The organism is Butyrivibrio sp. AE2032 (genome assembly GCF_000702965.1).
On sequence record NZ_JNLF01000003.1, the window covers coordinates 1,483,216 to 1,496,623 of the forward strand.

Sequence of the window (13,408 nt, forward strand, 5' to 3'; positions counted from 1 at the left end):
GTAGAAATGAGAGCATATTTAGATAATTCAGCCACAACCAGAGCTTTTGATGAAGTTGCAGCCCTGGTGGCAAAGATAATGACAGAAGAATACGGAAATCCCTCCAGTGTACATCACATGGGGACAGTGTCCGGCAACAGAGTATTCAGTGCCAGGGAGACAATTGCTGAGACCTTGAAGGTAGAGCCTTCAGAGATTCTTTTTACCTCCGGAGGAACTGAGTCTGATAACCTGGCTATAATCGGAACAGCCAGGGCAAATGCATGGAGAGGTAAGCACATAATTACCACATCTGTAGAACATCCTGCTGTTCTTGAGACCTGTATGGCCCTTAAGAAGGAAGGTTTTGAGATAACCATGCTACCTGTTGATGAGGCGGGAAGAGTTCGCTTGGAGGACCTTAAGGCATCTCTTAGACAGGACACCATACTAGTTTCAATGATGCTGGTTAACAACGAGATTGGCGCCATAGAGCCTGTCAGTGAAGTGGGAAAGGCAATAAAGGATTTTAACAAGGATATCGTATTCCACGTGGATGCTGTTCAGGGCTATGGTAAGCTGGTTATCAGACCAAGATCAATGAACATAGACCTGTTATCTGTAAGCGGACATAAGATCCATGGTCCCAAGGGTATTGGATTTTTGTACATTAAAAAGGGCACAAAGATAAATCCTATTTGCTATGGCGGCGGACAGCAAAAGGGCATGAGATCCGGAACCGAAAATGCCCCAGGGATTGCAGGAATGGCCCTTGCAGCAAAGATGTGCTACGAGAACCACGACGAAAAGATACAGAAGATGTATGACCTTAAGCAGTATCTGATGGATGGCCTTAAGGAGAAGATCACCGACATAAAGCTCAACGGACCAGAGTGCCGGGAAGGGGCTCCACATATTGTAAGTGTGTCCATCAAAGGACTTGCAGCTGAGACAATCCTGAATATGTTAAGCAGTAAGGAGATTTATGTTTCTGCAGGAAGTGCGTGTACTTCCAACAACCCACATATTTCTGATACACTTCAGGCAATTGGCCTTGAAAGAGACCTTCTTGAGTCCACGATCCGTATCAGTATGTCAGAGCTTACCACTAAAGAGGAGATTGATTATCTTTTAGAGACACTTGCCTCACAGGTGGAGAACATGAGAAAGTTTTACAGGCATTAAGGAGGCCTAAATATGCAATACCATGCTTTTGTAATTAAGTACGCAGAGATAGGAGTAAAGGGCAAGAACAGATATATCTTTGAGGATGCCCTTGTTAAGCAGATAAAGAGAGTTCTTTCAAAGTGTGACGGAAACTTTTCAATTTCGAAGGTTGCCGGAAGAGTTTATGTTGAGGCTGAAGGCTTTGATTTTGATGAGACAGTTTCTGCACTTCAGAGAGTGTTTGGAATAACAGGAATCTGTCCTGCTGTTTCAGTTGAGAGAGATGGAGAGAACAACCTTCCTGACGTAAACGGTGTATGCCAGGAGGTAATTAAGTTCGTTGATGGAGTTTATCCTGACAAGAACAAGACCTTCAAGGTAAAGGTAAGAAGAGTAGATAAGAGCTATCCATTGGATTCCATGGAACTGGCGGCTGAGATTGGCGCGCAGGTTCTGGATGCTTTCAGTGAGATGAAGGTTGATGTCCACAATCCTGACATACTTATAAACGTTGAGATCAGAGAGAAGATGAATATCTTTTCAGAGATCATACCAGGTCCCGGAGGAATGCCTATCGGAACTGCAGGAAAGGCAATGCTTCTTTTGTCGGGCGGAATTGATTCCCCTGTTGCAGGTTACATGATCGCTAAAAGAGGTGTGGACCTGGAGGCGATTTACTTCAATGCTCCACCATATACCAGCGAGAAGGCTAAGCAGAAGGTTGTAGATCTTGCGGGAGTAATTGCAAAGTACACAGGAAGCATCAAGCTCCATGTGATCAACTTCACTGATATTCAGATGTATATTTATGAGAAGTGTCCTCACGACGAGCTTACTATCATCATGAGAAGATATATGATGAAGATCGCTGATAAGATTGCTGGCGAAACCGGCTGCATGGGACTTGTTACAGGAGAGAGCATAGGACAGGTTGCTTCCCAGACTATGCAGAGCCTTATGTGTACCGGAGAAGTTGTAAGGGATATGCCTGTTTACAGGCCACTTATCGCCTTTGATAAGCAGGATATCGTAGACATTTCCCAGAAAATAGATGCCTATGAGACATCAATCCTTCCTTACGAGGACTGCTGTACAATTTTTGTGGCTAAGCACCCTGTTACAAAACCTAGGCTCGATATTATTGAGAAGCACGAGGAAAATCTTGCTGAAAAGATAGATGAACTGTTTAGGATTGCAATTGAGACTGACGAAGTAATAGAGATCAGAAAGTAAAAAAGCCCACAATAAACTCCCGTTACACTAAGCTAGATAACTCTGGCTAAGTGTCCGGGAGTGTTTCAAACTAAAAATTTATAGAGAACTTTTTAAGGTTCCCTATTATACTGTGTAAGGCTTCAGAACTTCAAGGATCTCTTCTGCGCCGTCCTCAGCATGGATATTAAGATCAATTGGCTTAGAAAGGTCAAGTGAGAAAATACCCATAATAGACTTAGCATCGATAACGTATCTGCCTGAAACGAGGTCAAAGTCATAATCAAACTTCGTAATATCGTTTACAAAAGATTTTACCTTATCGATAGAATTTAAAGAAATCTTAACTGTTTTCATTGGTCAAGTACCTCCTTCTTTTCTTTATAGTAAACGTAAGAATGTCAAAAGTCAATGAGGTTTAGCTAAATATGCTTAAGAATATTCAAGGGCTACGGGTTGCTATGCACAACCTGGGCTGTAAAGTTAATAGTTACGAGATGGATGTCATGGCTCAGAAGCTTGTTGATGCAGGCTGCGTGATCGTGCCATTTCACGATAAAGCTGATGTTTATGTGATAAATACCTGTACTGTCACCAATATAGCTGACAGGAAATCCAGGCAGATGCTCCACAGATCCAAAAAGGAAAATCCGGAGGCTGTTGTTGTGGCAGTTGGCTGCTATGTTGAGACCGGATTTGAGGGAGTAAAGAAGGACGAGTGCATAGATCTTGCCATAGGTAACAACAAGAAATCAGAGATTGCTGAAATACTGGATGAGTTCTTTTTTGCAAGGGGAGATGTGGTGGATAAGACTCTTGGAGGAACTTCAGTAATAGATATCAATCACACCAATGAGTACGAGAATATGAGGCTTACTGAGCTTCCTGAGCACACCAGAGCTTATATAAAGGTCCAGGACGGATGTAACCAGTTCTGCACCTACTGTGTTATTCCCTATGCAAGAGGCAGGGTCAGAAGCCGCGATATGAACGATGTTCTGGAGGAGATAAAAGACCTTTCTGCCAAGGGCTGCAAGGAAGTTGTTATCACCGGAATCCATGTAGGCTCCTATGGTATGGATTTTAAGGAGGGACAACCGGTCAATCTGGTGGATCTGCTTGAAAAAGTGGAGGAGATTCCGGGCATTGAGAGGATCCGTCTTGGAAGTATAGAACCAAGATTTATCACTAAAGAAAATGCAGAGCGTATGGCTGCAATTAAAAAGCTGTGCCCCCACTTCCACTTATCGCTCCAAAGTGGCAGCGATTCAGTATTAAAGAGGATGAACAGACACTATACAGCGAAGGAGTACATGGACAGTGTAGCTCTTTTGCGCAAGGTATTTGACAGGCCCGCTATCACAACTGATGTTATCGTGGGATTCCCTGGAGAGACTAAGGAGGAATTTGAGGAGTGCAGGAAGTTCGTAGAGGAAATTGGCTTTTACGAGATGCATGTCTTTAAATATTCACCGAGAAAGGGCACAGTGGCAGCAGGAATGCCTGATCAGCTCACAGACAGACAGAAGTCAGAGCGAAGTGATGTGCTCATAGATTTGACAGAGAGGGACTCTGTGTGTTATCGTGAAGCCTTCATTGGTCAGGAGCTATCAGTCCTTTGGGAGGACGAAGAGACCATAGATGGCAGGAAATATATGATAGGACACACTGACAGATATGTCAGAGTCGCTGCGCCGGAGGGTAGTAAGGAGTACGAAAACGCAGTGTCAGGGCAGATTACAGTTGTTTGCCCAAAGGGCCTTGTAAAGCCCGATACATTGCTTATTTAACATTGCTGGTGTAAAATTATAGAATAGTAGCATATTTATGAACGATAATGAGGAAATGGTCCTCAAATGAATATGAATGGAGAATAGTTTTATGGCAGATCAGGATTTAGGAAATACCCAATTTTTTAAGGTTGAGGTAGAGCCTGAGACAGGTGTTAAGAAGGTGCTTTCTGTGGTTTATGATGCTCTTCTTGAAAAAGGGTACAATCCGGTTAATCAGATCGTCGGATACATTATGTCAGGCGACCCGACCTACATAACAAGCCATAAGGGCGCAAGAAGCCTTATCATGAAGGTTGAGCGTGATGAGCTTGTAGAGGAGATGCTCACAGAATACATCAAGAGCAACGACTGGGCACAGAGGTAAGTGATAAGAGTTTATCTTTTTATCACGAGGATGATGCATGCGAATCATGGGACTTGATTACGGGTCCAGGACTGTGGGTGTAGCAATAAGCGACGATCTTTTGCTAACAGCACAGGGAAAAGAAATAATCCGTAGAAAAGAAGAGAATAAGCTTAGAAAGACTTTGGCGCGCATTGAAGAACTCATTCAGGAGTATGGGGTGGAAAAGATTGTTCTGGGACTTCCACTAAACATGGATGAGACTGTCTCTGAGCGCTCAAAGCTGTGTCTTGAATTCAAGGAAATGATCGAAAGAAGAACCGGGATTCCGGTGGAGATGATGGATGAGCGCCTTACAACTGTAGAGGCGGATGAGATCATGAATGAAGCCCGTATAAAGGGTAAGGAAAGAAAAGAGTACGTAGACATGATAGCTGCCCAGATCATCCTTCAGGATTATCTGGACAACAAATTAGACAGGTGACAGATTTTGGAAAAGATTATTTTTAGCCCCGATGGGGAAGAACCGGTAGAGTTTTATTGTCTTGAACAGACCATTATTGGAGCAAAGACATATCTGCTGGTGACAGATGAAGAAGATGGAGACGGAGAAGCGCTGATACTGCGCGATGACTCCGATATTAAAGATGAAGAAGCGGTTTATGTGATCGTGGATGATGACCTGGAGCTTGAAGCTGTTGCAGGTGTTTTTCGTAAGCTGCTTTCTGAGGATGGCATAGATCTGGATATTTAACGGGCTACTGGTTAATACCCATTTTTCTGCCTCCGCCAAATAAACATGGAGGAATTATATTGAGCAAACAGAAAACTGAAAATACGTCCAAGCTGCAGATTATACCACTTGGTGGTCTTGAGCAGATTGGAATGAACATCACTGCCTTCAGATATGAGGACAGTATTATTGTAGTGGATTGCGGACTTTCTTTCCCGGAAGACGAAATGCTGGGAATCGATCTGGTAATCCCTGATATCACTTATCTTCAGGACAACATTGATAAGGTAAAGGGATTTGTTATCACTCATGGTCACGAGGACCACATTGGAGCACTGCCTTACGTGCTTCATGAGCTTAACATTCCTGTTTATGCTACCCGTCTTACCATGGGTATCATAGAGCATAAGCTGGAGGAACATAACCTTCTAAAAAAGACAAGAAGGAAGGTTGTTAAGTTTGGACAGTCCATTAATCTTGGCCAGTTCAGGGTTGAGTTTATAAGGACCAACCACTCTATCGTAGATGCTGCAGCTCTGGCTATTTATTCACCTGCCGGAACTGTTGTACATACCGGAGACTTCAAGGTTGACTACACCCCGGTTTATGGAGATCCAATTGATCTTCAGCGCTTTGCTGAGATTGGTAAAAAAGGCGTTCTCGCCCTTATGTGTGACTCCACAAACGCTGAAAGACCCGGATTTACAGCTTCAGAGAAAACCGTTGGAAGGGCTCTTGATTCTCTTTTTGAGGAGCATGAGAATTCCAGGATAATTGTTGCTACCTTTGCGTCCAACGTTGACCGTGTTCAGCAGATCATCAACACTGCCCACAAGTGTGGCAGAAAGGTTGTGGTGGAAGGAAGAAGTATGGTCAGTATCATTGATATTGCCCAGAAGCTGGAGTGCATCCAGATTCCTGAGAACACACTGGTTGATATAGACAGGATCAAGGACTATCCGGATAACAAGACTGTTATCATTACTACCGGAAGCCAGGGCGAAAGTATGGCTGCTCTTTCCAGAATGGCCAATGGCCAGCACAGAAAGATTACTATCGGTGCCGGAGATACTGTTATTTTCTCATCTCACCCGATCCCTGGAAATGAGAAGGCTGTAACCAATATCATCAATGAGCTTCAGATGAAGGGCGCTGACGTTATCTTCCAGGATGTACACGTATCAGGTCATGCCTGCCAGGAGGATATCAAGCTTATCTACACTCTTGTTAAGCCAAGATATTCCGTGCCTGTTCATGGAGAGTACAGACATCTTATTGCCCAGAGCAATATTGCAAAGGAGCTTGGAATTCCTAAGGAGAACATCTTCATCCTTCATTCCGGAGAAGTACTGGAGCTGGATGACAATGGGGCCAAGGTTGCAGGAAAGGTTCCTGTAGGAGCTATCCTTGTAGACGGCCTTGGAGTCGGCGATGTAGGAAATGTGGTCCTCAGAGATAGACAGCATCTGGCAGAAGATGGTATTGTAATTGTTGTGTTTGGAATAGATAAGGCAAATGCCCAGATTATATCAGGGCCAAGTATAGTATCCAGAGGATTCGTTTATGTAAGGGAGTCTGACAAGCTTATTGATGATGCAACAGACCTTGTGTATGACGATGTGACAGAAGCTCTTGAAAAAGGCATAACCGACTGGGGGAAGCTTAAGAATATTGTTAAGGATGCCCTGAGCGATTATATCTGGAAAAAGACAAAGAGAAGACCAATGATCATGCCGATCATCATGGATACTAATTTCTAAAGTCTTCTCAAGGGGAATAATATGAATGCTAAAAAAATAGGACTTGGGATTTTGGATGCTATTGTGAAGATAGTATTCGTCATAATAGTAGTCATGCTCATTTCCAAGTATGCCAAGCTGGCATACAACTATGGATATCATGTTTTTAATCAGACCCCGGTTTCTTCAGGAACCGGAAGGAGTGTTTCCTTTACTGTAGGAAGCGGAGATTCGGTTGACACCATAGCTACCAATCTGGCCAGTGTTGGACTTATTACAGACAAGAACCTCTTTAAACTTCAGGAGAGATTCTCAGAGTACCACGGAAAGGAGAAAGCAGGAACCTACGAGCTCAGTACTGCTATGACTCCTGAGGAGATGATCACCATTATGGCCGGAAGCCAGGATGGCTCAGAGGAAAGCCAGAGCGAAGCAGCAGACTATACGGAATCCGGCTCTGGGGACAATGCTACAGAGGATACCGGCACTGAGGCTGGCAGTGATGGCGAGGGAACAGACGGTGGCTGAACTTGAAAGGATAACAAGCTTTATAAACTCTCTGGATCCGGGAAACAAGCCTTTTCTGGATGAATTGGAGAAGGAAGCCTTAAAGGATGAAGTGCCCATTATCCGTAAGGACACCCAGGCCTTCATCAAATTTCTCATGGCACAAAATAGCCCAAAGAACATCCTGGAAGTCGGATGTGCTGTGGGCTTTTCCGCTCTTTTGATGGCAGCATACACAGATAAGGACACAAAGATCACCACCATCGAAAAGTACGAGAAGAGGATTCCTGTAGCAAAAGAGAATTTTGCAAAATATGACACTGAAGGTAAGATCATGCTCATGGAGGGGGATGCCATGGATATTTTGAAGACCCTTTCACCGGGGTATGATTTTATTTTTATGGATGCTGCCAAGGGGCAGTATATAAATTTCCTTCCTGAGTGCCTGAGGGTGCTTAATAAAGGTGGGCTTCTCCTTTCTGATAACGTGCTTCAGGACGGGGATGTATTTGAATCGAGATTTGCTGTGACCAGAAGAAACAGAACTATCCACAGCAGAATGAGGGAGTACCTGTACGAACTCAAGCACAACGAGCAGCTTAACTCAGTAATACTAACAGTTGGAGACGGAATGGCTCTTTCCGTTAAACTATGAGGAACGAATATGAAAAAACCTGAATTATTGATACCGGCAAGCAGTCTGGAAGTCTTAAAGACAGCAGTCATGTTTGGTGCAGATGCAGTTTATATCGGTGGCGATGCCTTTGGGCTTCGTGCCAAAGCAAAGAACTTCAGCCCTGAAGAGATGAAGGAAGGAATTGCCTTCGCCCATGAGCATGGGGTTAAGGTTCATGTAACAGTGAATATTCTCGCCCACAACTACGATCTTGATGGTGTTGAGAAGTACCTTCATGAGTTAAAAGAGCTGGGACCTGACGCTCTTATTATTGCTGACCCCGGCATTTTCATGAAGGCCAGGAGGATATGCCCTGAGATTGAGATCCATGTCTCAACCCAGGCTAATAATACGAACTATGAGACTTACAATTTCTGGCATGACCTTGGCGCAAAGAGAGTTGTGGCTGCCAGAGAACTGTCTATAAATGAGATAAAAGAGATCAGATCAAAGATTCCGGATGACCTGGATGTGGAATGCTTTATTCACGGTGCTATGTGCATTTCCTATTCCGGAAGGTGTCTTTTGTCCAACTACTTCACCGGAAGAGATGCAAACCATGGTGCTTGCACTCATCCCTGCAGATGGAAATATGCAGTTGTTGAGGAACAAAGACCCGGAGAATATCTGCCGGTTTATGAGAATGAACGCGGAACCTATATCTTCAACTCCAAGGATCTATGCATGATCGAGCATATTCCGGAGCTTGTTGACGCCGGCGTTGACAGCTGCAAGATTGAGGGAAGAATGAAGACTGCTCTCTATGTTGCAACTGTGGCAAGAACTTACAGAAAAGCTATTGATGACTTCTTCGAGTCTGAGGAAAAGTACAGGCAGAACATGCCCTGGTATCTGGATCAGATATCAAGATGTACCTACCGCCAGTTTACAACAGGGTTCTATTTCGGAAAGCCCAGTGAAGAGGCCCAGATTTACGACAATAACACTTATATAAACGAGTATATCTATCTTGGAATAGTCTACGACATTGATGAGAGAGGCTTTGCAAGAATTGAGCAGCGCAATAAATTCAGCGTTGGTGATGAGATAGAGATCATGAAGCCCGACGGAACAGATGTTAAGGCAGCTGTTAAAGCTATGTACAGAGAGGATGGAACCTCAGTTGAGTCCTGTCCTCATTCAAAGGAGATCATTTATCTGGATCTTTCTGAAAAGCCGGATAAGTTCGATATCCTCAGGATTGAATCAAAAGAAGAGGCCGGAGAGTAAAAATTTACTTCAAGTTTCCAATGAATTGATGTACACTTTAAGACAATAATTTACAAAAAGAAAGGGCTTTAGGTAACATGACAGATATTGTTAATGTGGAAGAGATTTTTGGACAGAACGTCTTCACCATCGCTAAGATGAGGGAACGCCTTCCAAAGAATGTTTACAAAGAGGTTGTAAATGTCATTGAGCATGGCGGAGAACTCTCAAAGGGATCTGCTGATGTGGTGGCAAATGCCATGAAGAACTGGGCAATGGAAAACGGTGCGACACACTATACACACTGGTTCCAGCCTCTTACCGGTATTACAGCTGAGAAGCATGATTCCTTTGTGGGAAGTGCAGATTCTGACGGACATATGCTCACTTCTTTCTCTGGAAAAGAACTGATTAAAGGTGAGCCGGATGCTTCCTCCTTCCCTTCAGGTGGTCTGCGTGCAACCTTTGAGGCAAGAGGTTATACAACCTGGGATATCACATCTCCTGCATTCCTTAAGGAGTCCGGAGCAGGCGTTACCCTCTGCATTCCTACAGCCTTTTGTTCATACACAGGAGAAGCTCTTGATAAAAAGACTCCTCTCCTTAGATCCATGGAAGCTGTAAATAAGCAGGCTTTAAGGATCGTTAGATTGTTTGGTAACGACAGGGCCACAAGAGTAAACGTATCTGTAGGCCCAGAGCAGGAATACTTCCTTGTTGACTGGGATAAGTCCATGAAGCGTGAGGACCTTATCTTCACAGGAAGAACTCTTTTTGGTGCTATGCCTCCAAAGGGACAGGAGATGGAGGATCACTACTTCGGTGTAATCCGTGAGAGAGTTGGCGAGTTCATGAAGGACCTTAACACTGAGCTGTGGAAGCTTGGTGTTCCTGATAAGACACAGCACAATGAGGTTGCTCCCGGTCAGCACGAGCTGGCACCTATCTACGAGACTGCCAATATTGCTGTAGATCACAACCAGATCATTATGGAGACCATGAAGAGAGTTGCTGAGCATCACAACATGAGATGCCTGCTTCACGAGAAGCCTTTCGCCGGAGTAAATGGTTCCGGTAAGCATGATAACTGGTCTCTTTGCACAGACGACGGTATTAACCTCCTTGATCCAGGGGATACACCAAATAAGAACGTACAGTTTTTGTTCATTCTTGCCTGCATTTTGAAGGCGGTAGACACACATGCAGATCTGCTTCGCCAGAGCGCTGCTGATGTTGGTAATGACCACAGACTTGGTGCTGATGAGGCTCCACCGGCTATCATTTCCGTATTTCTTGGAGAGCAGCTGGAGGATGTGGTAAGACAGCTTATTGAGACCGGTGTTGCTAAGTCCAGCAAGCGCGGTGGAAAGCTTAAGACCGGTGTATCTACACTTCCTCAGTTCGAGAAGGATGCCACAGACAGAAACCGTACATCACCTTTCGCATTTACAGGTAATAAGTTTGAGTTCAGAATGGTTGGTTCCTCTGACTCAATGGCAAGCTCAAATACTACATTGAATACTATCGTTGCTGAGGCTTTCTGCGAGGCGGCAGATATTCTTGAAAAGGCTGATAACTTTGATGTTGCTGTTCATGACCTTATGAAGGAATACCTTACAAAGCATCAGAGGATCATATTCAATGGCAACGGTTACTCAGAAAACTGGGTAAAAGAGGCAGAAAGACGTGGACTTCCAAATATCAAATCCACCATCGAAGCTGCTGATATGCTCACAACCAAGAAGGCTATAGGTCTTTTTGAGAACTTTGGCGTATATACAAAGACAGAGCTTGAATCAAGAAAAGAGATTATCTTTGAGAACTACGCTAAGACCATAAATATTGAGGCTCTTACCATGATCGATATGGCATCAAAGCAGATCATTCCGGCTGTTATGAAGTATGCCGGCCGTCTTGCAAAGGATGTCAACGAGGTAAAGGCAGCAGGCGCTGACGAGACCGCTCTTTTGGACGGGCTTAAGGAGATCACAACTGAGCTTACAAAGATGAAAAAAGCTTTGGATGATCTTAAGACTGTTGAAACCAAGGCCCGCAAGATCGAAGATGCGAGAAAGCGTGCTTACTTCTATAAGGACAAGGTAAGACCTGTTATGGATGCTCTCAGAGCTCCGGCTGACAAGCTGGAAATGCTGGTGGATAAAAAAGACTGGCCATTCCCAACTTATGCTGATCTTCTATTTGAAGGATAAACCCAGTATTTTAGCCCCTTCGGAGAAATCCGAAGGGGAAATTTAAAAAAATTTTAAAAAAGTACTTGCTTTTTCCAAAAAGTTTACGTATAATACAATCTTGTCGGTGGGCTATCGCCAAGCGGTAAGGCAACGGACTCTGACTCCGTCATTACGTAGGTTCGAATCCTACTAGCCCAGCTAGTTAACCTCTCAGGACAAGCGTTCTGGGAGGTTTTTCTTATCCAAAAAACGGAGGCCCCAATGTATACTTTTAATTCCAGGATCAGATACAGCGAAGTTGATAAGAATGCAGAGCTTACCCTTGAGTCTCTGATAGATTATTTTCAGGACTGCTCCACCTTCCAGACTCAGGATGGTCCGGCCACCATGGAGTACCTGAGAGAAAGGAATATTGCCTGGGTTTTATCCTCCTGGCAGATAGAGGTATTCAGATATCCTAAGCTTTGCGAGCATGTGACCGTTGGAACCATTCCTCATGAGCTTAAAGGCTACTTCGGGATCAGAAATTTCTTCATGGATACAAAGGATGGCGAGAGACTGGCGGTTGCCAATTCAGTTTGGACTTTGTTTGATTTTAAAAAGTCTCTCCCCAGCAGAATAACTCCTGAAATAATTGAAGCTTATCCTGTGGAGCCCCGCCTTGATATGGAGTATGCAGACAGGAAGATAAAGATTCCTGAAGGGGAAGTTATAAGAGGTGAAGAGATCCTGGTAAGGAGCAATAATCTGGACACCAACAACCACGTAAATAACGGACAGTACATCAGGATGGCAATAGACAGCCTCCCTGAGAGGGATGTGATAGTCTCCTCAATGAGAGCAGAGTATAAAAAACAGGCAAAGCTCGGAGATGTGCTGGTACCGGAGATCGTGAGAGTTTCAAAAAATGATAGAATGACTTATACTATAAGTCTAAAGGATACGCAGGATAGCTCGGTTTGTGTTGTTGAGCTTACAGTTTCGCAGTGATGCAGCTGCATTTTTAGAATGAGAGGACGGAATATGTTGAAGTTAGGAGAAAAACAGACACTTAAGGTAGTTAAGAAGGTTGATTTCGGTGTTTATCTTTCTGAGGACACTGGAGCGGAGGAAAAAGTTCTTTTGCCCATAAAACAGGTCCCTGAAGGAACTGATATAGGAAAAGAGATAGAGGTGTTCATCTACAGGGATTCAGATGACAGACTTATCGCCACCACCAGAGAGCCAAAGATCATGCTTGGAGATGTAAGGCTGCTGAAGGTAAAGGACGTTGCAAGAATTGGAGCCTTTATGGACTGGGGCCTTGAAAAGGATGTGCTTCTTCCTTTTAAGGAGCAGACCAGAAAGGTCAAGAGCGGAGAGGAAGTACTCTGCGCCATGTATATTGATAAGTCCAGCAGACTGTGCGTTACGATGAATGTATATGAGTATCTGAAAAACGATAGTCCTTACAAGAAGGATGACAGAGTAATCGGCACAGTTTATGAGATAAGTGACAACTTCGGCGCTTTTGTGGCGGTTGACGATATCTATTCAGGACTTATACCTAAGAAAGAGCTTTATGGCAATGTCAGGATTGGAGACAGTGTTTCTGCCAGAGTTTCTTCGGTAAAAGAGGATGGAAGGCTCAATTTAAGTCTTCGCGAGAAGGCATATCTCCAGATGGATACGGACGCTGAAAAGATCCTTTCAATGATAAAGGAAAATGGTGGAAAGCTTCCTTTCACAGATAAGGCTTCACCGGAGCTTCTTAGAGAGAAGACCGGCATGAGCAAAAATGAATTCAAGAGAGCGGTAGGAAGGCTGTTGAAGGAGGGCAAGATAGAGATAAAGTCTGATTCAATAGTGGAGAAATGAT

14 protein-coding genes and 1 tRNA gene are annotated in these 13,408 nt (G+C 44.0%); 14 read left to right on the forward strand and 1 reads right to left on the reverse strand.

Translation table 11 applies throughout. The annotated features are described in order from the left end of the window. Window positions 1-6: 6 nt before the first annotated feature. Both BO18_RS08580 and thiI read left to right on the forward strand, forming a co-directional pair. Window positions 7-1,164 (forward strand): cysteine desulfurase family protein, encoded by a 1,158-nt coding sequence (locus BO18_RS08580; RefSeq protein ID WP_034445390.1) that lies wholly within the window; start codon window positions 7-9, stop codon window positions 1,162-1,164. A 12-nt stretch (window positions 1,165-1,176) separates the two neighbouring features. Beyond that, window positions 1,177-2,379 (forward strand): tRNA uracil 4-sulfurtransferase ThiI, encoded by a 1,203-nt coding sequence (gene thiI / locus BO18_RS08585; protein ID WP_034445392.1) that lies wholly within the window; start codon window positions 1,177-1,179, stop codon window positions 2,377-2,379. Between the two features lie 105 nt (window positions 2,380-2,484). Here the strand turns inward: thiI and BO18_RS08590 are convergent, their stop codons facing one another. Next, entirely contained in the window at window positions 2,485-2,715 is a 231-nt protein-coding gene (locus BO18_RS08590) for an HPr family phosphocarrier protein (protein ID WP_034445394.1), read from the reverse strand. 71 nt (window positions 2,716-2,786) lie between these two features. Between BO18_RS08590 and mtaB the strand changes: the two genes are divergently transcribed. The 12 genes from mtaB to BO18_RS08650 all read left to right on the forward strand — a co-directional run bounded on the left by mtaB (window position 2,787) and on the right by BO18_RS08650 (window position 13,407). Next, window positions 2,787-4,148 (forward strand): tRNA (N(6)-L-threonylcarbamoyladenosine(37)-C(2))-methylthiotransferase MtaB, encoded by a 1,362-nt coding sequence (gene mtaB / locus BO18_RS08595; protein ID WP_034445396.1) that lies wholly within the window; start codon window positions 2,787-2,789, stop codon window positions 4,146-4,148. A 91-nt stretch (window positions 4,149-4,239) separates the two neighbouring features. Next, window positions 4,240-4,515, forward strand: coding sequence for an IreB family regulatory phosphoprotein (locus BO18_RS08600; protein WP_034445398.1), 276 nt, complete (start codon window positions 4,240-4,242; stop codon window positions 4,513-4,515). A 37-nt stretch (window positions 4,516-4,552) separates the two neighbouring features. Then, on the forward strand, window positions 4,553-4,978 hold the full coding sequence (ruvX, locus tag BO18_RS08605; RefSeq protein WP_034445401.1) for a Holliday junction resolvase RuvX: 426 nt from the start codon (window positions 4,553-4,555) through the stop codon (window positions 4,976-4,978). A 6-nt stretch (window positions 4,979-4,984) separates the two neighbouring features. Continuing rightward, window positions 4,985-5,248, forward strand: coding sequence for a DUF1292 domain-containing protein (locus BO18_RS08610; RefSeq protein WP_034445403.1), 264 nt, complete (start codon window positions 4,985-4,987; stop codon window positions 5,246-5,248). A gap of 59 nt (window positions 5,249-5,307) precedes the next feature. Next, window positions 5,308-6,987: a ribonuclease J gene (locus BO18_RS08615; RefSeq protein ID WP_034445405.1), complete on the forward strand. Its 1,680-nt coding sequence runs from the start codon at window positions 5,308-5,310 to the stop codon at window positions 6,985-6,987. Between the two features lie 21 nt (window positions 6,988-7,008). Continuing rightward, complete coding sequence (locus BO18_RS32560) at window positions 7,009-7,494, forward strand: endolytic transglycosylase MltG (protein WP_051688590.1); 486 nt, start codon at window positions 7,009-7,011, stop codon at window positions 7,492-7,494. After that, window positions 7,487-8,128, forward strand: a complete 642-nt coding sequence (locus BO18_RS08625) for an O-methyltransferase (RefSeq protein WP_185752379.1) — start codon at window positions 7,487-7,489, stop codon at window positions 8,126-8,128. The genes BO18_RS32560 and BO18_RS08625 overlap by 8 nt, the downstream gene beginning before the upstream one ends. A 9-nt stretch (window positions 8,129-8,137) precedes the next feature. Then, window positions 8,138-9,379, forward strand: coding sequence for a peptidase U32 family protein (locus BO18_RS08630; RefSeq protein ID WP_034445408.1), 1,242 nt, complete (start codon window positions 8,138-8,140; stop codon window positions 9,377-9,379). A 77-nt stretch (window positions 9,380-9,456) separates the two neighbouring features. Beyond that, complete coding sequence (locus BO18_RS08635; protein WP_034445410.1) at window positions 9,457-11,568, forward strand: glutamine synthetase III family protein; 2,112 nt, start codon at window positions 9,457-9,459, stop codon at window positions 11,566-11,568. A gap of 107 nt (window positions 11,569-11,675) precedes the next feature. Then, window positions 11,676-11,748: transfer RNA gene (locus BO18_RS08640), tRNA-Gln, on the forward strand. Between the two features lie 63 nt (window positions 11,749-11,811). Next, window positions 11,812-12,540 (forward strand): acyl-[acyl-carrier-protein] thioesterase, encoded by a 729-nt coding sequence (locus tag BO18_RS08645; RefSeq protein ID WP_034445412.1) that lies wholly within the window; start codon window positions 11,812-11,814, stop codon window positions 12,538-12,540. Window positions 12,541-12,573: 33 nt separating this feature from the next. Next, window positions 12,574-13,407: a CvfB family protein gene (locus BO18_RS08650; RefSeq protein ID WP_081860965.1), complete on the forward strand. Its 834-nt coding sequence runs from the start codon at window positions 12,574-12,576 to the stop codon at window positions 13,405-13,407. Window position 13,408 lies beyond the last annotated feature (1 nt).

Bases quoted from the DNA above. Each gene is read 5' to 3' on its own strand.
- BO18_RS08580 (WP_034445390.1), top strand. From the start codon at position 7: ATGAGAGCATATTTAGATAATTCAGCCACAACCAGAGCTTTTGATGAA.
- BO18_RS08650 (WP_081860965.1), top strand. From the start codon at position 12,574: ATGTTGAAGTTAGGAGAAAAACAGACACTTAAGGTAGTTAAGAAGGTT.
- BO18_RS08645 (WP_034445412.1), top strand. From the start codon at position 11,812: ATGTATACTTTTAATTCCAGGATCAGATACAGCGAAGTTGATAAGAAT.
- ruvX (WP_034445401.1), top strand. From the start codon at position 4,553: ATGCGAATCATGGGACTTGATTACGGGTCCAGGACTGTGGGTGTAGCA.
- BO18_RS32560 (WP_051688590.1), top strand. From the start codon at position 7,009: ATGAATGCTAAAAAAATAGGACTTGGGATTTTGGATGCTATTGTGAAG.
- BO18_RS08590 (WP_034445394.1), bottom strand. From the start codon at position 2,715: ATGAAAACAGTTAAGATTTCTTTAAATTCTATCGATAAGGTAAAATCT.
- BO18_RS08635 (WP_034445410.1), top strand. From the start codon at position 9,457: ATGACAGATATTGTTAATGTGGAAGAGATTTTTGGACAGAACGTCTTC.
- mtaB (WP_034445396.1), top strand. From the start codon at position 2,787: ATGCTTAAGAATATTCAAGGGCTACGGGTTGCTATGCACAACCTGGGC.
- BO18_RS08630 (WP_034445408.1), top strand. From the start codon at position 8,138: ATGAAAAAACCTGAATTATTGATACCGGCAAGCAGTCTGGAAGTCTTA.
- thiI (WP_034445392.1), top strand. From the start codon at position 1,177: ATGCAATACCATGCTTTTGTAATTAAGTACGCAGAGATAGGAGTAAAG.
- BO18_RS08600 (WP_034445398.1), top strand. From the start codon at position 4,240: ATGGCAGATCAGGATTTAGGAAATACCCAATTTTTTAAGGTTGAGGTA.